The sequence below is a fragment of the Sphingomonas sp. BE123 genome (assembly GCF_031456015.1).
Classification (GTDB): domain Bacteria; phylum Pseudomonadota; class Alphaproteobacteria; order Sphingomonadales; family Sphingomonadaceae; genus Sphingomonas.
Genome location: NZ_JAVDTW010000002.1, coordinates 1,202,178 through 1,222,933 on the forward strand (window position 1 = coordinate 1,202,178; position 20,756 = coordinate 1,222,933).

The 20,756-nt window shown below is 68.3% G+C and carries 19 protein-coding genes; 4 read left to right on the forward strand and 15 right to left on the reverse strand.

Going from position 1 to position 20,756, the window contains the following annotated elements; translation table 11 throughout:
- Nucleotides 1-20 precede the first annotated feature (20 nt).
- The 3 genes from hslV to J2Y54_RS13955 form a co-directional block, all read right to left on the reverse strand.
- Nucleotides 21-584: an ATP-dependent protease subunit HslV gene (gene hslV, locus J2Y54_RS13945; RefSeq protein WP_294019598.1), complete on the reverse strand. Its 564-nt coding sequence runs from the start codon at nucleotides 582-584 to the stop codon at nucleotides 21-23.
- An 89-nt stretch (nucleotides 585-673) separates the two neighbouring features.
- The gene (locus J2Y54_RS13950; RefSeq protein ID WP_310040587.1) at nucleotides 674-1,087 is read right to left on the reverse strand and encodes a holin family protein; all 414 of its coding nucleotides are present in this window, start codon (nucleotides 1,085-1,087) and stop codon (nucleotides 674-676) included.
- Between the two features lie 37 nt (nucleotides 1,088-1,124).
- The gene (locus J2Y54_RS13955; RefSeq protein WP_310040589.1) at nucleotides 1,125-1,667 is read right to left on the reverse strand and encodes a glycosyl hydrolase 108 family protein; all 543 of its coding nucleotides are present in this window, start codon (nucleotides 1,665-1,667) and stop codon (nucleotides 1,125-1,127) included.
- 199 nt (nucleotides 1,668-1,866) lie between these two features.
- Here J2Y54_RS13955 and J2Y54_RS13960 point away from each other — a divergent pair, with 199 nt between their 5' ends.
- A complete protein-coding gene (locus J2Y54_RS13960) occupies nucleotides 1,867-2,619 on the forward strand; it encodes a TlyA family RNA methyltransferase (RefSeq protein WP_310040590.1) in 753 nt (250 codons plus the stop codon).
- A gap of 101 nt (nucleotides 2,620-2,720) precedes the next feature.
- Entirely contained in the window at nucleotides 2,721-2,870 is a 150-nt protein-coding gene (locus tag J2Y54_RS13965) for a hypothetical protein (RefSeq protein WP_310040591.1), read from the forward strand.
- Between the two features lie 9 nt (nucleotides 2,871-2,879).
- On the opposite strand, the gene J2Y54_RS13970 is transcribed toward J2Y54_RS13965, so the two are convergent.
- From J2Y54_RS13970 to J2Y54_RS14025, 12 genes are all read right to left on the reverse strand, one after another.
- On the reverse strand, nucleotides 2,880-4,376 hold the full coding sequence (locus J2Y54_RS13970; protein ID WP_310040593.1) for an ATP-binding protein: 1,497 nt from the start codon (nucleotides 4,374-4,376) through the stop codon (nucleotides 2,880-2,882).
- A 179-nt stretch (nucleotides 4,377-4,555) separates the two neighbouring features.
- Entirely contained in the window at nucleotides 4,556-5,404 is an 849-nt protein-coding gene (locus J2Y54_RS13975; protein ID WP_310040594.1) for a dienelactone hydrolase family protein, read from the reverse strand.
- Nucleotide 5,405: 1 nt separating this feature from the next.
- Nucleotides 5,406-7,133, reverse strand: a complete 1,728-nt coding sequence (locus J2Y54_RS13980; RefSeq protein WP_310040596.1) for a gamma-glutamyltransferase family protein — start codon at nucleotides 7,131-7,133, stop codon at nucleotides 5,406-5,408.
- Nucleotides 7,130-8,848 carry a gamma-glutamyltransferase gene (ggt, locus tag J2Y54_RS13985; RefSeq protein WP_310040598.1) on the reverse strand — a complete coding sequence of 573 codons (1,719 nt, stop codon included), beginning with the start codon at nucleotides 8,846-8,848 and terminating at the stop codon, nucleotides 7,130-7,132. Before ggt ends, J2Y54_RS13980 begins: the two co-directional genes overlap by 4 nt.
- A gap of 161 nt (nucleotides 8,849-9,009) precedes the next feature.
- Nucleotides 9,010-10,311, reverse strand: coding sequence for a dicarboxylate/amino acid:cation symporter (locus J2Y54_RS13990; RefSeq protein WP_310040599.1), 1,302 nt, complete (start codon nucleotides 10,309-10,311; stop codon nucleotides 9,010-9,012).
- Nucleotides 10,308-11,894, reverse strand: a complete 1,587-nt coding sequence (locus J2Y54_RS13995) for an amidohydrolase family protein (RefSeq protein ID WP_310040600.1) — start codon at nucleotides 11,892-11,894, stop codon at nucleotides 10,308-10,310. The genes J2Y54_RS13990 and J2Y54_RS13995 overlap by 4 nt, the downstream gene beginning before the upstream one ends.
- Nucleotides 11,894-14,938, reverse strand: coding sequence for a TonB-dependent receptor domain-containing protein (locus tag J2Y54_RS14000; protein WP_310040601.1), 3,045 nt, complete (start codon nucleotides 14,936-14,938; stop codon nucleotides 11,894-11,896). The genes J2Y54_RS13995 and J2Y54_RS14000 overlap by 1 nt, the downstream gene beginning before the upstream one ends.
- Nucleotides 14,939-14,991: 53 nt before the next feature.
- A complete protein-coding gene (locus J2Y54_RS14005) occupies nucleotides 14,992-16,209 on the reverse strand; it encodes an FAD-dependent oxidoreductase (protein ID WP_310040603.1) in 1,218 nt (405 codons plus the stop codon).
- 152 nt (nucleotides 16,210-16,361) lie between these two features.
- Entirely contained in the window at nucleotides 16,362-17,258 is an 897-nt protein-coding gene (locus tag J2Y54_RS14010; protein WP_310040605.1) for a LysR family transcriptional regulator, read from the reverse strand.
- 9 nt (nucleotides 17,259-17,267) lie between these two features.
- Nucleotides 17,268-18,092: a phytanoyl-CoA dioxygenase family protein gene (locus tag J2Y54_RS14015; RefSeq protein WP_310040606.1), complete on the reverse strand. Its 825-nt coding sequence runs from the start codon at nucleotides 18,090-18,092 to the stop codon at nucleotides 17,268-17,270.
- Nucleotides 18,093-18,147: 55 nt separating this feature from the next.
- A complete protein-coding gene (locus J2Y54_RS14020; protein WP_310040607.1) occupies nucleotides 18,148-18,315 on the reverse strand; it encodes a hypothetical protein in 168 nt (55 codons plus the stop codon).
- A gap of 51 nt (nucleotides 18,316-18,366) precedes the next feature.
- The gene (locus tag J2Y54_RS14025) at nucleotides 18,367-18,648 is read right to left on the reverse strand and encodes a hypothetical protein (RefSeq protein ID WP_310040608.1); all 282 of its coding nucleotides are present in this window, start codon (nucleotides 18,646-18,648) and stop codon (nucleotides 18,367-18,369) included.
- Between the two features lie 191 nt (nucleotides 18,649-18,839).
- Here J2Y54_RS14025 and J2Y54_RS14030 point away from each other — a divergent pair, with 191 nt between their 5' ends.
- Nucleotides 18,840-19,496 (forward strand): DUF1013 domain-containing protein, encoded by a 657-nt coding sequence (locus J2Y54_RS14030; RefSeq protein ID WP_310040609.1) that lies wholly within the window; start codon nucleotides 18,840-18,842, stop codon nucleotides 19,494-19,496.
- 80 nt (nucleotides 19,497-19,576) lie between these two features.
- Complete coding sequence (locus tag J2Y54_RS14035; RefSeq protein ID WP_310040610.1) at nucleotides 19,577-20,674, forward strand: MBL fold metallo-hydrolase; 1,098 nt, start codon at nucleotides 19,577-19,579, stop codon at nucleotides 20,672-20,674.
- Nucleotides 20,675-20,756 lie beyond the last annotated feature (82 nt).

Here is a 20,756-nt window from a genome sequence, read left to right on the forward strand (position 1 = left end):
CTTCCTCTCCCCCGTGGTCGTCAGGCCGTGGCGTCGAGGCTTTCGACGGTCAGCCGATCATTGGTATAGACGCACAGCTCGGCAGCGATGGCCATGGCCTTGCGGCACATCGTTTCGGCATCGGGTTCGTACTCGGCCAGCGCACGGGCGGCGGCGAGGGCAAAGTTTCCGCCCGATCCGATCGCGGCGACGGTTCCATGGGGGCCGGCTTCCGGCTCCAGCACATCGCCATTGCCGGTGACGATCAGCGTCGTCGACTTGTCGGCGACGATCAGCATCGCTTCGAGGTTGCGGAGATATTTGTCGGTGCGCCAGTCCTTGGCCAGCTCGACCGCGGCGCGGAGCAGCTGGCCCTGATGCCGTTCGAGCTTGCTTTCGAGCCGTTCGAACAGGGTGAAAGCGTCGGCGGTGGCACCGGCGAACCCGGCGATGACGCTGCCGTCACCCAGCGGGCGGACCTTGCGGGCATTGGGTTTCATCACGGTCGAACCCTGCGAGACCTGGCCGTCGCCGGCGATGACCACGCGGCCGCCCTTGCGCACGGAAAGGATCGTTGTGCCGTGCCACTGTATCTTGTCGCTCATGTGCCGGGATATGGGGAAGGGGTCTCGGCCTTGCCAAGACCCCTGACGAAACTGACAGATTGCGCGGGGTCGCGCGGTCCCGTCAGCGGCTATTTCTCCACCCCCTTGATCTTCCCCCATTGGCGCGCGGCGGTGTAGCCGAGATAGCCGGTGCCGAAGAGCGCGTAGAGCGATTCCGGGATGCCGGAGAGATAGGCGTTCATCGCGGCGGCAATGCCCCTGGCCATGTCGGGCTGGACCGCGCCGATCAGGCCCATCGGGATCGCCCACAGCAGCAGCGCATACATGACGTAGAGGAAGCTGGGGCGCGCGCGGCTGGTCCAGGGGTCGGGGGATTGCGCTTCGGCGACGATGGCCGAGAGCTGGGTGCGGACCGCCTCCATCTCCTGTGTGCCCTGCAGCTTCAGCAGTTCGAGCTTGGCGGCGTCGCGCGCCTTGGGGTCGGGGATGATCTTGTCGATCAGGCCGGCAATGGGGCCGATCAGGCTGGCAATGATGCTCATGGACTGTCTCCGGACAAAACTGACAAAAATGCGCGGCCTACGAACCGATGCGGTTCGCGAGCCAGCCGTAGAGAAAGGCTTCGTTGACGGGGCGGCGTTCGGCGAGCGCGAGATAGCGTTCGCCCTGCAGCGCCTCGACCGCCTTGAGCAGCATGCGCTCACCCGCCGGGCCGCGCGTGTCGAGGAACGCGGCGAGCGCGGCGAGGGTGACGGGGCCGATCTTTCCGTCGACGGCCATGTCGGGATAGTCGCGCGCGTTGCGGTTGAGGCCGTTGAGCGCGCGTTGCAGGAAGCGCGCGGCGATAGCGGGACCCATGTTGACGCCGGTGTCGAACAGTTCGGCGGCGAGCGCGGGCGCGCGTTCCGCCACCTGATCGAAGCGCGGGCGGAGCCAGTAGAGACGGCGATAGATGGCGGCGGCTTCGCTGCGCGGAAACACGCGCATGTCTCCCGAATAGCCGTGCGCGCGGGCGACGCGCTGCGTCACGCCCCAGCGGGTCGGGCCGCCACGGTCGGCGGGGTGGTCGCTATAGCCGCCCTCACGGGCGATCACGTCGTCGATGAGCCGATCAATGGTCATGATTTGTTCCTCCTTCCGACTCGCGGTAACCTATATGGTTCGCTGTAGGAAAGGGGGCTTTCGTTTCCGTCGTCCCGGGCTTGACCCGGACCGGGCTGCTTCGCCGGGTCAGAAGAATAGCCCTGCCCCGGGTCAAGCCCGGGGCGACGAGGAGGCTTGGGAGGCGTGACGCGGGCGGCGGGAGGCGTTAGGGCAAGCCATGGCCAAGACACGACCCGATCAGCTGCTCGTCGAACGCGGGCTTGCCGAGAGCCGCACGCGCGCGCAGGCGCTGATCCTGGCGGGGCTGGTGTTCAGCGGCGACAAGCGCGTGGACAAGCCGGGGCAGACGATCGCGGCCGATGCGCCGCTGACGGTGAAGGGCCGCGACCATCCATGGGTGTCGCGCGGCGGGGTCAAGCTGGCGCATGGCCTCGATCATTTCGGGATCGATCCGGCGGGCATGGTGGCGATCGACGTGGGGTCGTCGACCGGCGGCTTTACCGATGTGCTGCTGAGCCGGGGTGCGGTGCGGGTCTATGCGGTGGACAGCGGGACCAACCAGCTGGCGTGGAAGCTGCGCCAGGACGCGCGGGTGGTGGTGCATGAGCAGACCAGCGCGCGGGTGCTGACGCCGGCGCATATTCCCGAGCCGATCGACATTGTGGTTTGCGATGCGAGCTTTATCGCGCTGTCCAAGGTGCTGGAGCGGCCGTTCGCGTTCGTGCGCGAAGGGGCGTGGGTGGTCGCGCTGATCAAGCCGCAGTTCGAGGCCGGGCGCGGCGAGGTCGGCAAGGGCGGCGTGGTGCGCGACGCGGCGGTGCATGAGCGGGTGTGCGCCGAGGTGGTCGGCTGGCTCGAAGGGCTGGGCTGGAGCGTCGCCGGGGTGACGACCAGCCCGATCACCGGGCCGGAGGGGAATGTCGAATTTCTGGTCGCGGCGCGCGCCGGCGCGGCGGGGGAACTGGCCTGATTCCCGTTTCGGGTATGCCCGGTGTCATGTGACGGTTTGAGGACTCGACAGCGCCCCCGGTTCGATGCAGCATGCCTCCTACTCTAGGGGGTAGGGTAACCATGCGCATTCCGTTGATTGCCACCGCGACCGATCTGTTCCGCGAAGTGCCGGAGGAACCGGTGCAGCGCGAACCGCGCCTGCTTTGCTATATTGAGGCGTTCGGCGCGTGCGGCTTGCTGGTCGCCGCGGGACTGATGCTCGCGAGCTGAGACCGGCTGCTAGATCAGCTTCGCGCGCTCGGCGGCGCGCACCGCGGTGCGGCCGACGGGCGGCGGCTTGGCCGGATCGGGCCAGGCAGGGGCGGTGGTCCAGCCGAGATGGGGCAGGCTGACGCTGCGCTTGCCCGACAGGTCGGTACGCGCGACGATCAGGCCCTTTTCCTCGATATGCGCCATCATGCGCTTGGCGCGGCCCATCGAGCTGGTGCCGTAGAGCGCGGCGATGCGCGCGTCCGACGGGCAGGGTTCGCCCGCGCGCGCGGCCTTGGCGATGCCGAGGAAGGGGGCGAGCATTTCCTCGGGCAGCGAAGCGGCGAGGGTGAGGGCGTCGTCCCAACCGGCGGCATCGGTGATGCCGGCACGGGCGAGCGCGAGCGCCGAGCGGAAGGCGGGCAGGTCGAGCCCCGCATCGACGCCGCGCATTTTGCAGCGCACGCCATAATCCTGGAAAATCGTGGCGAGCGGCGCGCGGCTGTCCTCTGACCCGATTTCGGCGAGGATCGCGCGGCGAATCGCTTCCTGCTCGCCTTCTTCCAGCACCGGCATGTCGGGGACCGGGGCGGGCGCGGGAGTCGCGACGGCGCGCATCAGGTCGGCCATCGGCACCGGGGCGGGCGGCGGCGGCGGGGGTACCTCATCCTCGGCCGGCGGGGCGAAGAGCATGTCGCGCATGTCTTCGGTGGGGGCGGTCGGGAGCGGGGTGAGCTTGGGGCTGACCGCCTTGGATCCGGTCTGGACCGCGCCGATGCGGATGCTGATCGGGCGGCGGGTGATCGCGGGGCCGAGCGCGAGGAACTCGCCGCGGGCAAGGTCGCGGATCGTGTCGGCCTGGCGCCGGTCCATGCCAAGCAGGTCGGCGGCGCGGGCCATGTCGATGTCGAGAAAGGTGCGGCCCATCAGGAAGTTGGAGGCTTCGGCGGCGACATTCTTGGCGAGCTTGGCGAGGCGCTGGGTAGCGATGACGCCAGCGAGGCCGCGCTTGCGGCCGCGGCACATGAGGTTGGTCATCGCGGCGAGCGAGGTGCGGCGCGCTTCCTCGCTCACTTCGCCGGCGGCGGCGGGGGCGAAGAGCTGGGCCTCGTCGACGACGGTGAGGACCGGGTACCAAAACTCGCGCGGGGCGTCGAACAGCGCGGAGAGGAAGGCGGCGGCGGCGCGCATCTGGCCGTCGATCTCGAGCCCCTCGAGGTTGAGGACGACGCTGGCGCGGTGTTCGCGGACGCGCAGCGCGAGGCGGGCGAGTTCGGTGAGGCTGTATTCGGCGGCGTCGACCGCGATATGGCCGAAGGCTTCGGAGAGGCTGACGAAATCGCCCTCGGGATCGATCACGACCTGCTGAACGTAACCGGCGCTGCCTTCGAGCAGACGGCGCAGCAGATGCGACTTGCCCGAGCCCGAATTGCCCTGAACGAGCAGACGGGTGGCGAGCAACTCCTCCAGATCGACGGCAACCGGGTTGCCGCCGCTGTCGAGTCCCATGTCGATACGGGCGGTCATCGCCGGGGGCTTTGGCGTATCGCGGGGGGTGGGGGCAAGGGTGGTGAGACGAAAATCCTCCCCGGAACGGGGAGGTGGCAGCGCGCAGCGCTGACGGAGGGGGCCCGAGGCAACGGAATCCCATGCCTCGGGCCCCCTCCACCAGCTTCGCTGGTCCCCCTCCCCGTTCCGGGGAGGATTTACTTCTTCAGCTGCTCCGCCAAGAACGCCAGCACGTCGGCTTCGGTCGCGGCCTTGGCGGTGACGTTGGCTTCGACCGACTGGCGGGATCTGGTGGGGGTGTCGTAGCTGTGGGTGGCGCCTTCGAACATGCGCAGCGCGATGTTGTGGCCATTGCCCTTGCTGCGCGCGACGAAACTTTCGCAGAGCTTGGGGGACACCTCTTCGTCCGCCGTGCCCATGAACACGCGGACGGGGTGGTAGGGTTTGTAACCGTCCCGGTCGAAGCGCTTCTTGAGGCCGCAGCCGGGGTAGAGCGCGACGCCGGCGGCGAAGCCGATCTTGCGCATGTCGCCGGGCTTGTCGTCGGCCATCGCGGCGAGCGTGGCGCTGGCGCCGTTCGACCAGCCGAGCAGGGCGACGCGGTTGGGCACGACGTCGGGGCGCGACTGGAGGTAACGGAGCGCGCCATAGGCGTGGAGCGGGCGGAAATTGACCTCGTCCACCTCGGGCGGGCGATCGGCATAGGTGCCGGCAGCGAAGCCGGTGGGGTGACCGACCGCGCCGAAATCATCGACCATCAGCGCGACATAACCATGTTGCGCGAGCAACTGGCCCCATGCCTTGTGGCGTGAGGCGAGGGTGGTGGCGTCGTAGCGACCGCGGGCAAGGCTGGAATAGGCGCCGCCACGACCGTGCAGCATCACTACGGCGGGTGCTTTGGCCGGGGCGTTGGCTGGCTTGAACAGGTAGCCCTTGACCTGCGTCTTGCCGTCGCGGCTGAGGAAGCTGACGTCCTCGACCTGCACCTGCTGGGCGGCGACGGGGGCGGCGACGATCAGGGCGATGGGAGCTAGAGCAAAACGCATCCTATTTCCTCGCTGGCAAGGTGATGGTTTTCGCGACGCCGTCGCGGCGGGGGTCGGCGCCGCCGTCGAATGCGCCGTTCCGGATCATGACGCCGTGGAGGCCCGAATCCTCGCCGGTGCCGCCGCGCACGGTGACGCCGCGTTCGGCCATCGCGGCGCGGAGCTCGGGGGCGAACTTGTCCGCCTCGCCATTGAAGCTGCCGCCGCGTGCGACGAGGTTGGGCAGGGCGATGGCGTCGGCGACGGGGAGTTTCCAGTCGATCATGCCGACCAAGGCCTTGGACACATAGCCGAGGATCGCGTTGCCGCCGGGCGATCCGATCGCGCCGGCAAGGCTGCGGTCGGGGTTGAGGATCACCGTGGGCACCATTGACGAGCGCGGACGCTTGCCGGGCGCGATCGCGTTCGGCCCCTTTGGCACGAACGAGAAATCGGTCATCTGGTTGTTGAGGAAAAAGCCATCGACCATGCGTCCGGTGCCGAAAAAGCTTTCGACCGTGGTGGTCATCGACACCGCGTTGCCGTCGCCGTCGATGATCACGAAGTGCGAGGTGCCGGCGACTTCGTTGGTGGCGTCGATGCGCGCAGTGACAGCGCCGGGAGGCGTGCCGGCGCTGGGCGCGGGACCGGCGCGGTCGCCGATCAGCGCGGCGCGGCTGGCGACATAGGCGGGGTCGAGCATGCCCCTGACTGGTACGGTTGCGACATCGCCGACATAGGCGTCGCGGTCGGCATACATCAGGCGGCTGGCTTCGGCATATTTGACCCAGGCGATCGCGTCGTTGGGGCCGCGCGATGCGATGTCGGTGCGCTCGATCATCGCCATCAGCTGCAACAGACCGACGCCCGAGGAGGGCGGGGGCGGGGCGCAGAGGATGTAGCTGCGATACGGGTTGCAGAGGCCTTCGCGCACGACCGGCTTGTAGGCGGCGAGGTCGGCCTCGGTCATGCTGCCGGCGAGGTCGCCTTCGCGCACCTTGGCGACGATGCGACGGGCGGTTTCGCCCTTGTACATCGCGTCCGGCCCTTGGGCGGCGAGGCGGCGGAGGAAGGCAGCATAGGCGGGGTTGCGCAGCGTGTCGCCGGCCCTGGTCTTGCTGCCATCGGCGTTCCGGAAATAGGCGAGCGAATCCGGGGTGTTGGCCTGGGGGCCGCTGGAGTTGATGAAGCGACCGAGCCGGGCGGTGACAGTGAAGCCGTTCGCGGCGGTCTGCTCCGCATCGCTGAACAGATCGCGCCATTTGAGCTTGCCATGCTGCCCCTGCGCCAGCGCCATCATGCGGACGACACCGGGGACGCCGGTCGCGCGGCCCGACAGGACGGCGGTGCGGAAGCCGAGCGGCTTGCCGTCCGGGCCCATCAGCATGTCGGGCGTGGCACCGGCCGGGGCAGTTTCGCGGCCGTCATAGACGGTGACGGCGCGGGTCGTGGCGTCATAGCGGACCATGAACGCGCCGCCGCCAAGCCCGCTGCTCTGCGGTTCGACCAGGCTGAGCATCGCCTGCACCGCGACCGCGGCGTCGACCGCGCTGCCGCCCTTGCGCAGCACGTTGAGGCCAGCCTCGACCGCGAGCGGGTGGGCGGCGGCGACGAAGGCTTGCCGGTCGGGCGCTGCGACGGGTGCCGAAACGGGTGCCGACGCGGCGGTCTCGACCGCGCCGCGCGGGGCGCAGGCGGCGAGGCCGGTCGCGGCGAGCGCGAGGAGGAAGTGCGAGCGGGTCAGCTTCATGGTTCGATGGCCTTTGCGCCGGGGCGACGGGGGTCGGCGGCGCCGAGGAAGAGATTGTCGGTAATCATGATCGAGTGGGCGCTTCCCATGGTTTCGTCCGAGGTGATGCGATGCCCCTTTGCCTTGAGCGCCGCAACCGTGTCGGGGTTGAACCCGGGTTCAACGCGCAGCGACGCATTGTTGCCCTGATAGATGCGCGGACGGTGGGTCGCCTCATCGACGTTGAGGCCATAGTCGATCGCGTTGACGACGATCTGGACCACCGTGGTCGGGATCGTGCTGCCGCCCGGCGTGCCGGTGACCAGCCACGGCTTGTCGCCCTTGAAGATGATCGTCGGCATCATCGTCGACAGCATGCGCTTGCCCGGGGCGAGCGCGTTCAGCGGCGGCGGGGTGCCGGTGCGCTGCGCCTCCCATGCCTGTTCATGGCTGAAATTGTTCATCTGATTGTTGAGCAGGATGCCGGTGCGCGAGATCATCACGCCCGAGCCGAAGTCCGAGCCGAGCGTGGTGGTGAGCGAGACGGCGTTGCCATCGGCATCCGCGACCGAGAGGTGGGTGGTCGAGGGGCTTTCGAACTTGAGCGGATCGCCGACCGGGGCGTCGGCACCGGGGATCACCTTGTCGGGCGAGATCAGCCTGGCACGTTCGATGGCATAGGCCTTGGACGTGAAGCCCTTGACCGGAGCGGTGACGAAGGCGGGGTCGCCGAGCACGCGATAGCGATCGGCATAAGCGAGCTTCATCGTCTCGGCGAGCAGGTGAAGCGAAGCGGCGCTGCCTTGCCCCGCGGCCTTGAGGTCGAACTGCTCAAGGATGTTGAGCATGTTGAGCAGCGTCGCGCCGCCCGCACTGGCGGGGGGCGGGGTATAGACGGTGTAGCCGCGATAGGTTCCGACCAGCGGATCGCGCTCGACCGGCTGGTAGGCGGCGAGGTCCTCCATGGTGATGATGCCGCCATTGGCCTTCATGTCCGCGACGATGCGGCGGGCGATTTCGCCGGTGTAAAAGGCCTTGGCGCCGCCCTTCTGGATTTCGCCGAGCGTCCAGGCGAGGTCGGGCTGTTTGAGCACATCGTCCTTGGCATAGAGGCTGCCGTCGGGCTTGTAGAAGGTCGCCTTGCCCGAGACGCTGTTGCTCAGCCGCTCGCGCCCCCAGCCGAAGACGAAGGCTTCGTCGGCGGTGAGCCTGACGCCGTCGCGGGCGAGGCGGAGCGCCGGTTCGACCACCTTGGCCCAGGGGAGCTTGCCCCATTTCCTGTGCGCGTGTTCGAGCCCGGCGACGCTGCCGGGGACGGAAGGGGCGAGATAGCCATAGGAGGCGATGCCGCGCTCCTTGCCCTTGTTATCCACGAACATGGCGGCGGTGGCGGCGCGCGGGGCGATGCCGCGGAAATCGATGACGCGGACCTGTTTCGACTTGGCGTCATAGACGGTGATGAAGCCGTCGCCGCCGACATTGCCCGCGCGCGGCAGGGTGACGGCGAGGGCGAAGGCGACCGCGACGGCGGCGTCCACCGCATTGCCGCCGTCGCGCAGGATCTGCGCGCCGACGCTGCTCGCCATCTCGTTCTGGCTGACCACCATCCCGCGCGTGCCGACGACGGGGGAGTGGATCGAGGGATATTCGAGCAGGTGGCGGCTTTGCGCCGCGACCGGGACGGGCAGCGCGAGCGCGAAGCCGGAAAGGGCGAGGGTGAGTTTGCGCAGGAACATGGGCGGGGTCCGTTTCACTTTCTCAAATGCTCCCCGGAACGGGGAGGTGGCAGCGCGGAGCGCTGACGGAGGGGGCCCGAGGCAGCGGAAACCCTTGCCTCGGGCCCCCTCCACCAGCTTCGCTGGTCCCCCTCCCCGTTCCGGGGAGGATTTTGTTGCCCTCACTCATTGTCGCTCGCCTTGTAGCGCGCGACGTCCATCTCGCCCTCCCAGCGGGCGACAGCGGTGGCGATCGAGAGGTCGGAGGTGACGTTGGGCACGGTGCGGATCATGTCGAGGATGCGGTCGAACGGCAGGATGAAGCCGACGACGATCGCGGTCTGTTCGGGCGTGATGCCGATGGCGTGTAGCACGGCCGCAAGCACGAACAGCGACCCTGACGGGACCGGCGCGACGCCCATTGCGACGATCGTGGTGGTGGCGGCGATCACCAGATAATCGGCGAGCTGAAGGTCGACGCCGAACGCCTGTGCCGAAAACAGCGTCAGCATCGCGACATACATCGCCGCGCCGTCCATCCCGATGGTCGCGCCGAGCGGGAGCACGGTCGAGGCCACGGGGGGCGAGACGCCGAGGTTACGCTCGGCGACGCGGATCGCGACGGGGAGGGTGGCGGAGCTTGAGGAGGTCGAGAAGCCGACCATGATCGCATCGGCGATGCCGCGGAAAAAGGGCAGCGGCGACAGCCACGCCATCAGCCGCACGACGATCAGGCCGTGGATCAGCAGGGTGACGATGGCCGAGCCGACCACAACGCACAAGGCAAGTTTGAGCACCGCGAGGAAGCTGGACGGGCCGGTGGTGCCCATCACGACCGCGATGAGGGCGAAGACGCCGAACGGGGCTGTTTCCATCACGAAACCGACAATGCGGAGCATGACTTCGGAGCCGGCGTTGAGCAGCTGACGCACCGGTTCGGCGCCCTTGCCCGCCGCGATCACGCCCGCGCCGACGAGGATGGCGAAAAAGATCACCGACAATGTCCTGCCATCGGCCATCGCGCCGATCGGATTGTCGGGAATGATCTCCATGAACATCTGCGCGGTGTCGGGCGGGGTGCCCATCGCCTTGGGGATGGCGCCGGCAAAGCTCGCGCCGAGGCCGGGGGCGATCAGCGTGGCGACGATCAGGCCGGTGGTGACCGCGAGCGCGGTGGTGAAGACATACATCGCGAGCGTCTTGACGCCGATGCTGCCGAGGCGCTTCGGATCGGCGAGCGCGGCGACGCCGGACGCGATGGTCAGGAACACCAGCGGCACGACGAGCATGCGGATGAGACGGACAAAGGCGGTGCCGATCCAGCCGATCGCGGTCGCGCCCTCACCCCAGGCGAGGCCAACGGCGGCGCCGAGCACGAGCGCGGCGAGGATGCGTTTCCACAATGCGATGCCGAACCACCAGGCGAAGGCGCGCTTGATCGGGCCGGGTCGCTCGGCGGGTTCGGACAGAATCGTGTCGGTCATGCGGGGCAGGTCCATTCGGGTTGGCGCGGTTTGGCGAGCGGGCGACCGGCAAGCGTGCCGGTTAGCCTGCCCTTGTCCACCGCGAGGCGGCCATTGACCAGCACGTAGCGGACGCCGGTGCTGGGGAGGTCGGGCCGGTCATAGGTTGCGCGTTCGGCATAGCGGGCGTGATCGAGGATCGCGATGTCGGCGAACTTGCCCGGCGCGAGGATGCCGCGATCGGGCAGGCCGAGGATCTGCGCGGTCTGGGCGGACGAGCGCTGGACGAAGCGTTCGGGGGTCATGAGCCGCGCCTCGCGCACGAACATGCGCCAGCCGCGCGCGAAGCTGCCCATGCGGCGCGGATGGCCGTTGGTGGCGTCGGACGATGTGACGACCCAGTTCTGGCGCGCGAAGGCGTCGATATCGGGCTGGGTCATGTTGAAGCTGGCGATGCTGGTGCCGGGGTCGGCGATCAGGATGCGCGCGGCGGCGTCGAGCAGGTCGAGCTTCCACGCGGTGGCGAGGGCGTCGAGCCGCTGACCCTGGTGCGGGCCGCTGACCATCAGGATGGCGTTGGCGCCGCCGCGGACGCGGAGTTGCTCGGCCATGTCCTTGCGCAGCTGCGGGTCGAGCGCCTTGAGATTGGCGACCATCGCGGGCGCGCCGCCATCCTGTGCGCGGCGCGGGACGAGCGCGGCGGCGAGCGAGGTGCTGGAGGCCTGCCACGGATATTGGTCGGCGGTGATGGTGACGCCGGATCTCTGTGCGTTCGCGATATGCGCGACGATCTTGGGCGCCATGCCCTGAACATCCGCGCCGAGCGCCTTGATATGCGCGATGTGCAGCGGGAGCTTGCCGTCGCGGGCGATGGCCACGGCTTCGTCGATTGCGGGGATCAGGCCGATGCTGGCGCTGCCCTCGTCGCGCAGATGGGTTTCGTAGATGCCGTTGAAGCGACTCGCGACAGCGGCGAGTGCGGCGACTTCGCCGGTCTTCGCGAAGCTTTGCGGGGCGTAATAGAGGCCGGCGGAGAGGCCGAGCGCGCCGTCGCACATGGCGCGGGTCACGTTGGCCTTCATCGTTTCGAGTTCGGCGAGGGTGGGCGCGCGGTCGCGGTTGCCGACGACTTGCAGCCGGATCGTGCCGAAGCCGGTGAAGCTGGCGACATTGGGGCCGGTCGGGTTGGCGGACAGGCGCGCGAACAGGCCGGCGATGTCCGCCTCGCCGCCGCCGTCATTGCCGATGACGATGCTGGTGACGCCCTGCAACAGATGGTTGGCGAGCTGGCGCCGTGCTGCATCGGGCGCGCGGGCGTCGGGGCCGCTATGCGTGTGGGGGTCGATGAAACCGGGGGTGACGGTGAGCCCGGCCGCATCGAGGGTGCGCCGCGCGGTGATGCCGCGCGGACGCTGCCCGACATAGAGAATGCGGTCGCCGTCCACGCCGATCTCCGCCACCCGCGCGCGCGCGCCGGTGCCGTCGATGACCTGGCCATTGGTGATGACCAGGTCGATCGTGCGGGGTGCGGACGCCGGGTCCTGCCCGGCCCCGAGGGGCAGGAGCAGGAGCGGGGCCGCGAGAACGCGGACGGCGCGACGCATCAGAACCGCTTGCTGATCGAGAAATAGATCTGGCGACCGCGGTTGCTGTAGAGATCGCCGATATAGCCGTTGCTGTTGTCGGCGATCGGGGCGAGCTGGTTGAAGATGTTGCGCGCGCCGACGCGCAGCCGCAGATCGTTCATCGGCCCGCCATCGACCTCATATTGTGCGTAGAGGCTGTGCGTCATGTAGTCGTCGACGCGGAAGCGGGTTCCGTCCGCGAGCGAGGCCGAGGTGTCGGTCACCTCCCCGACATAGCCGCCATAATAGCCGATGCCGAAGCCGTCATAGCGCCAGGTGACGCTGGCCGAGGCACGCCATTTCGGACGACCATTCTGCTCGATCAGATCCTGCGCGCCGGCGATGATGATCGACGGATCGATCGTTCCCGCCGCCTGCGCGTCGACCAGTGCCTGCGCCGCCGGTCCGGGTACCTGATAGAATTCGAGCAGGCGGGCGGCGTTCACGCGGACGCTGAAATCGCCGATGCCGGTGTCCTTGACCTGATAATAGACGCCAAGGTCATAGCCGCGCACCGAGCGCGGCGAGAGGTTGGTATAATTGTCGATCACCTGAACGATGCGACCGACCGGCGCGATGCCGGTCCCGGCGACCGCGTCGATATCCTCCTGAGTCGGCGCGACGCGCTGAACATTCGGATTCGACGAACCCTGCAGGCGCAGCAGATAGTCGAGGATCAGCGCATTGCCGTCGCCGAACAGGCCGATCACGTTCTTCTGGCGGATTTCCCAGTAATCGGCGGTGAAGGTCAGGCGACCGGCCTTGCCCATGTTGAGCTGGAACGTGCCGCCGAGCGAGAGGTTGTCGGATTCTTCGGGCTTCAGATCCTGGCTGCCGGAGCGGTTGCTGACCACGCCCTGGCTGCGCGAGCAATCGTCGAAATTGGCGATCACGCCCGCGCGCCGGTCCGCCTCGCAGCGGATCCAGTCGGTACGGGTGTTCGAGCGCTGGATACCGCTTTCGAACAGCTGCGGCAGGTTCGGCGCGCGGAAGCCCTGCGACCAGCTGCCGCGCAGCTGAAGGTTGGCGACCGGGTACCAGGAAGCTGCGACCTTGGGCTTCGCGACGGTGCTGAACCCCTGATAGGCTTCGACGCGGCCCGCGAGCTGGAGATCGAGCGAGTGGACCAGGGGCACGTTCATGTCGGGCGCGACCAGCGGCACGGCGAATTCGAGGAAGCCCGAAATCGTGTCGCGCGACCCGCCGCTGTCCGGGGTCGGGCTGGCGCCCATCGTGTCGCTGCCGTTCGAGCTGCCGTCGAGCGCGGTGAACACGATCGTCCCGTCGAGCCGGTCGTCGCGGTCGTCGGCAAAGGTTTCGTGGCGGAACTCGACCCCGGCGGCCATGCCGACGCGACCGCCGGGCAAGGTGAACAGGTCGTTCTTGCTGATCTTGAAATCGCCCATTGCCAGCTCGGTCGTGCTGACCCGGCCGATATCGACCATGAAGCTGTCGATCACGCTCTGCGGATTCGGCGTGCTGTCATAGCGGCCCGGATTCAGCGGGTCGCCGCCGTTGAACGGGTTGTACGCGCTGGCATCGAGGCGGCTCAGCGCCTCCTGGAACTTGGTCAGGCTGACCGTGCGCATGCTGTCGGCGGTGCGGGCGCGCGAATAGAGCGCGGCGCTGTCGAAATCGAAGCCGAGCAGTTCGCCGCGGAACCCGGCGAGGAAGCGGGTGGTGTCGTTGCGGACGTTGACGACCAGCGGGCCGGCATCGACCGGGCGATAATCGATCAACTCAAGCGGCACGCCGCCGGATACGACACCGGTCAGCCCGGGAATGCGATAGGCGCTGCCAACCGGTCCGAGCGGGTTGTAAAAGCCATTTGCCGGGATGATGAGCCGCTGGCTGGCGAGTGCGGTGTCCTGTTCGCGCTGTGACTGGTAATCGGCGCGATACCAGCCTGCCTCGGCAAAGAATTCGAGGCCGCTGTCGAATTCATGATTGAAATAGCCGAACAGGTTGATGCGGTCGTTGCGCCCCTGGATCGTGCGGACGTCGTTGACGTCATATTTCAGGTTGTTGTCGGTCGAGAGGGTGGACAGCGAGCTGTTGTCCCAGCAGGTGCCGGCATAGGTGCCGGGCGCGGCGCAGCTCGCATTGGTTGCGGGCTGGACGTGAAAAATGCCACTGGTGGTCAGCGCCGTGCCATTGACGGACGTTGCGGTGGTGACCGGCGCATAGCTGGTGCTCAAGCGCCGGAACTCGCCCCAGATGCTGTCGACGGAGGTGTTGTCGAAATCGCTGTCGCCGGCGAAGGGCGTTCCCGCGACCAGCGGGCGCAGGTCGGACGAGCGCGAGTTGCGGCGATCGCGCGCCCAGAGCGCGTCGCGATGGTTGTACGAGCCGAACACCGAGATGTTCGACTTGCCGCCGTTGAAGCGGTGGCCGAATTCGAACGCGAACTCGGCCTCGACCTGACCCGAATCCTCGGTGAAGCCGAGTTCGGCGGTGGTGCGCAGGCCGCGGAAATTATCCTTGAGCACGGTGTTGATGACGCCCGCGACCGCGTCCGAACCATAGATGGCGGCGGCGCCGTCGAGCAGCACTTCGACCCGGCGGACGCCGAGCACGGGGATGGCGTTGGTGTTGACGCTCTGCACCGGCACGAGGTTTTCGCTCTGCGTGCCGGGGTGGAGGACCATGCGGCGGCCGTTGAGCAGCACCAGCGTGTTGCCGGTGCCGAGCGCGCGCAGGTTGATCGAGGCGGTGTCGCCGCGCGCATCGTTGATGCCGCCGGCGTCACGGCTTTCGTTGAACGCGACGTCGCCCGATTGCGGGATCGCGCGGAACAGGTCGTCGCCGCTGGTCGGTGCGGCGGCGGCGATGTCGTCCTCGCTCAGCACGGTGACGGGCAGTGCGCCCGCGACATCGGCGCCCTTGATCTGCGAGCCGATGACGACGACCTCTTCAGGTGCTTCGTCGGGGGTGGTCGGCGCATCTTGTGCCATGGCGGCGGTGGCGGTGGCGAGGAGCGAGATGCCCCCCAGCAGGCGCGCGATCCGGATCGTCGTGTTCATGGTCGTACCTTCCCTGTTCCCAGTTATTCTGTGCCCTGGCGTCTGGCGCGCCTTCAGCCCCTCTCTTCGATGATGTCCGCGACGCGCTCTGCGCTGCCGGCGGCATAGGTCCAGCCTAGCGCTCCATGCCCGGTCGCCGCGATCACGCCCGGCGCGATGGTCCGGATGATCGGCAGCGAGTTGGGGGTCATCGGTCGCAGCCCGGCCCAGCTCGTTTCGATTTGGTCATAATCGGCCGCCTGAGGCAATGCCGCGCGCGCACTGTCGATCAGCACGCGTAGCCGCGCGGGATCGACCCGGGTGTCGCGCCGGCCGAGTTCGGCCAGACCGGCAATGCGCATGCGGTTGCCGATCCGGGCAAAGACGACGCGGTTGGCGACGTCGGTGATGCTGGCGCTGGGCGCGGCAGCACCGGGCGGCAGCGTGATCGAATAGCCCTTCATCGGCTGGACCGGCAGGCGCACACCCAGTTGCCGGGCGAGCGCGACCGAGCCGGTGCCGGCGGCCAGCACGATGCGGTCGGCGCTCACGCGCGTGCCGTCGCTGGTGACCAGCGAGGGCCGCTGGCCGGTGGCGATAATCCGGTCGATACCCGTGCCCAGCAGCGAGCTGCCCCCGGCACGCAGCAGTGCGTCATGCGCGCTGAGGCAGAAGCGGTGCGGGTCGCCGACCTCTTCGTCCGCAGTATGGAGCGCCCCGACGATCGCAGCGCGCACCGGCGCGAGCATCGGTTCGAGCGCAACTGCCTCGTCGGGACCGAGCAGCGTCTGGGTCACGCCATGCGCCTGTTTGAGCGCGACCATCGACCGGGCACCGGCAAAGGACTTGGCGCTGCGGTAGAGGTGGATCTTGCCCGGCATCGCATGGCCGAACTGCAGGCCGTGGCGCGTGGCGAGCCCACCGAGCGCGGTGCGCGACTGCGCGGCGAGCGCCAGCCCGGCGAGCGTGTTCGCGCGGAACCGTGCCGCCGATCCGTTGCGCAGAAAGGCCAGGCCCCAGGCGAGCAGATCTGGGTCGAGCCGCAGATGGAAGCGCAAGGCCCGGTCGAGGCCGAGCAGCACGCGCGGGATCTGCGCCAGCGTGCCCGGGCTGGCGAGCGCGTCGGTATAGGCATAGCTCAGCTGCGCGCCATTGGCGAAGGACGTGCCGAGGCCGGGAGCGGCTGCACCGTCGATCACCGTCACGCGATGCCCGCGCTCGGCCAGGGTCAGCGCCGTTGCCATGCCGACGACACCCGCGCCGACCACGATGATCTCGTGCCGGGCGGTCATCCGTGGCGCTCCGGATCGGTCGCGATCAGCCTGTATCTCCCCCCAAGCGGCATGCCGTGCGCATGCGATTTCAATTTCGTGACAGTTCACGACATGAATGGTCGCGCCGTGTCACAATAGAGGGGAATTGATGCGCAGGGTATAAATACAGGTTATGGTTTTGCCCGATTGTCCTCAAGCACCTGTTCGAACATGCGCAAAAACGCCTGGGCCGCGCGCGAGGGTTGGCGCTCCTCCAGCGTCACCCAGGAAATGGTGAAGCGCAGCGGCGGATCGGTGGGCAGGCAGGTGAAGCCCCGCGCGCGCCACGCCCGCGCGGTGAATTCGTCGATCACCGTCACCCCGCGTTCGAGCTGGGCCAGCCGCGCGGCGATGAAGAAGGTCTGCACCGACACGGTTTCGCGAAAGGCAATGCCGCGTTGCCGCGCTGCGTCGGTCAGCACCGCGCCGATCGGGCCGGTCGCCGCCACGCCGATGACGTCGCGGTCGGCGAGCAGTTCGAGCGGCAACCGCGCGCCCGGATCGGGGAACATGCCCTCGGGAAACTGGACCACCAATTCGCCTTCGGCCATGGCCTCGCGCGTCAGCCGGGGGTGCGGCGGAGGGGTATAGGCGATGGCGATATCGACCTGACGTTCGATCAGCGAGCGGACCAGATCGTCGTGATGATGGGTATGTACCTCGAACGTCACGCGCGGCCAGTCGCGGCGGAACAGCGCCATTGCCTGTGGCACCATGTCGAGTGCGAGGCTGGGGACGATGCCGAGCCGGATATGCCCGCCACCCGAGTGCGAGAGGTTGCGCGCGGTCTGCTGCAGCGTGCCGAGCCGTTCGAACAGGTCGCCCGCCTCGCGCATCAGGGCATGCGCCTCGTCGGTCGGGACCAGCCGGCCGCGCGACAGCTGAAACAGGCGGAAGCCGAGATTGTCCTCGGCATGGTGCAGCGTCTTGGACACCGACGGCTGGGAGACGCCGAGCGCGCGCGCGGCGGCGCTGATCGAGCCATGCTGATAGACGGCGTGGACGATCTCGAGCTGGCGCAGGCGCATCAGCGACGCTCAGACATAATGCGGCTCGGGGCGCTCGCGCAGCGCCTCGTAATGCACCAGCGCCGGCTCGGGGCCGAGCGGGACGGGCCGGCCGTCGCGAAAGGCCCATTCGCCGCGGTCGCAATCCGTCGCGCGGACATAGCCGTTGATGTAGAAACGGCGCTGGTGGTCCGCCGTGTTGCGGCCCGAGCCATGGACGAGATAGGGGCTCCACAGCGCGACATCGCCGGGCTCCAGCTCCAGATCGATGACGCTGGCCGGGTCGATGCCGGCCGCGCGCAGGGCGTCGTCGGTCATTTCAGTGCCCAGCACCTCGGTCGCGGTGTCGAGCGCGAGCGGACCGTTGCGATGGCTGTCGGGGATCATCCGCATCGCGCCGCTGGCCGGTGTGTGGGGATCGATGGCAAGGCCGGTCTGGACATAGGCGTCGCCGAGATTGCGATAGGCGGCGTCGGGCTTGCGGAAGCGCGAATCCTGGTGCCAGGCGAAATCGCCCAGCGCGCCCGGCGCCTTCCAGTGCAGCTGGTTGATGATCTGCTTGAGATCGCCACCGATCAGCGGGGCGAGCAGCGCCACCCAGCGCGGATCGAGCCGGACGGCGTCGAGCACGGCATTGTGATAGGATGGCCATTGCACCATCGGCACGATTGGCGTGCCGGTGTCGCCGGGCCGGACATTGTAGAACAGATTGCCGTGGCGGAAGCTGCGGCCATGCGCGACGCCTTCGGCATGAACCGCGTCGATCGCGGCGGCGATCCGGGCGACCTCATCGGGGGTGAAGACGCCACGAACGACGGCATAGCCGCGTTCGCGATACTGGGCGACATGATCCATAGCGGCCTCCGCACACGCGTTACGCGGGCGAGGCTTTCACCGGATGGCAGCCGCGTCAACCCGCCGGGGCGGCTGCGCCGGGATCAGGATCGGTCGCATTGGCGTCGAGCAGGTCGGCAGCGGCGTTGAGTTCGGCCGCTTCGTCCGCGGTCACGCCGGTCGTGTCGCTCGCCGGATCGCACGCGGCGAGCAGCGCGATGGGCAGCAGGATGGCGATGCGCATATTCCCCCCGGAAAAACGCGGGGCCGCCAGCGCGACGGCCCCGGCTGACGATCAGTTGTTCTTGTCGAGTTCGTCCTCGGCAGCGTCGGCGGCATTGCCGGTCCGCTCCGCGCCTTCCTCGATCGCGGCACCGGCGCGGTCGACCGCGTTTTCGGCGGCGCCCAGCGCGCTGTCGGTCGCGGCTTCGACGTCCTGCGCCGCTTCGCTCATCGTCGCATTGGCATCCGCACCGATCGCCTCGGCCGCTTCGGCGGTTTCGTTCTGGGCGTTGTCGCTGCAAGCGGCAAGGCCGAGCGCGGCCAGCGCGGCGAGGGGAAGAAGGGCCTTTTTCATCGATGATCCTCTCTGAACTTTCGGGTCGATCGCTGCACGACGCCCGAACCCGCTTGTAGGTTCCGCAGCGCGGAGCGGCAACTGTGCGCGGAGCGGGCAAAAGGCTTGCCTCGCGGCGCCCTTCGCCCTAGATCGCATCTGTGGTCGGCCGCCCGTGGAGGGCGGCCCTTATTGTTTCTGGAGACGTTGACGTGGCCCAGCCGCTCATGCCGCATGCGACCGCTTCCTGGCTGGTCGACAATACCGCGCTCAGTTTCGAGCAGATTGCAGACTTTTGCGGCCTGCACATTCTGGAGGTGCAGGCGATTGCCGACGACACCGCCGCGACCAAGCTGACCGGGCGCGATCCGGTGCGCGCGCACGAACTGACGATGGACGAGATCGAAAAGGGTCAGGCCGACCCCGATTATCGCCTCAAGATGAGCAAGGGCCCCGAGCAGGTGCGCCGCACCAAGGGGCCGCGCTACACCCCGGTGAGCAAGCGTCAGGACAAGCCGGACGGCATCGCCTGGATCATCCGCAACCATCCCGAGATTTCGGACGGCGCGATCGGCAAGCTGATCGGCACCACCCGCACCACGATCGCGGCGATCCGCGACCGTTCGCACTGGAACATCGCCAACATCGTGCCGAAGGATCCGGTGACGCTGGGCCTGACCAGCCAGCGCGAGCTGGACGCGGCGGTGTCGAAGGCCGCCAAGGCGGCTGGGATCGAAGCGCCGGTCGATACGCGGCTTGAGGGCGATCGCGAAGCGCTGCTGGAACAGCTGCGCGCCGAACGCGATGCCGCGTCGCGGGGCACGGAAACGACCCCGGAACTGGACCGCGACACGCTGTTCAAGAGCTGATCGACCCGTTTTTCGGTTTTCCGGTATCGTGACGGCGCGCGGACTCGACAAGCGGGTCCCGCGCCGTCACTGTTTCCGGTATGGCTGATCCTGTACATTCGCCCGATGTTTCGCTGGCCCAGGACGAGAGTTTCGTCGCGACCAGCCACCGCGGGCTGACCTATCCGCTGGGCGAGCGGGTGCCGGATGTGGGCACGGCGATTGCGGTGGCGCCCGGAGTGCATTGGGTGCGCATCCCGATGGCCGGGCCGCTCGACCATATCAATTGCTGGCTGGTTGCCGATGGCGACGCCACCACCATCGTCGATACGGGCCTGAACGTCGAAGCGTCGGTCGCGGCATGGCGCGCGCTGTTCGCGGTCGCGCCGCTGGCGTCGGCGCCGCCGGCGCGGGTGATCTGCACCCATTTCCATCCCGACCATATCGGCCTTGCCGGCTGGCTGTGCCGCAAGTTCGAAGCGCCGATCTGGATGACGCGCGGCGAGTGGCTGACCGGGCGGCTGCTGACCGCCGATGTGCGCGATGCCGTGCCCGACGAGCAGATCGACTTCTGGCACGCGGCCGGGTGGGATGCGGACCAGATCGCAGCGGCACAGGCCAAGGGATTCGGACAGTTCCGCCGCATGGTCGCGCCGCTGCCGATCGGCTATCGCCGGATCGTGGATGGCGAGGCAGTCGCGATCGGCGATGCGACGTGGCGCGTGGTGGTCGGATCGGGGCATTGCCCGGAACATGCGTGCCTGTGGAATGCGCGCGACGGCGTGCTGATCGCGGGCGACCAGGTGCTGCCGCGGATCAGTTCGAATGTCTCGCTGACCGCGAGCGAGCCCGAAGCCGACCCGCTGGGCGAGTGGCTGGCATCGATCGAGCGGCTGTTGCAACTGCCCGACGACCTGCTGGTGCTGCCCGCGCATGGCGCGCCGTTCACCGGCCTGCATGCGCGGCTGGCGGCGTTGCGTGACGAACATCGCAAGCGGCTCGACATTCTCGAGGGCTTTCTGAGCGAGCCGCGCCGCGCGACCGACTGTTTCCCGCGCATGTTCCGCCGGACCATCACCGGCGACATGCTGGGCCTCGCCACCGGCGAAACGATGGCGCATCTGCGGCGGCTGGAGGTCGAGGGGCGCGCGGTGCGCGATGTGCGCGACGGCGTGTGGTGGTATCGCAGCCAGGCTTAGGTCCGGTGCCGCACGTTTCAGTGTAACTGAAACCGGCACTACGCTAGCGTCGGCTCGCCGGGGACTGCGAATCTGGAGAGCG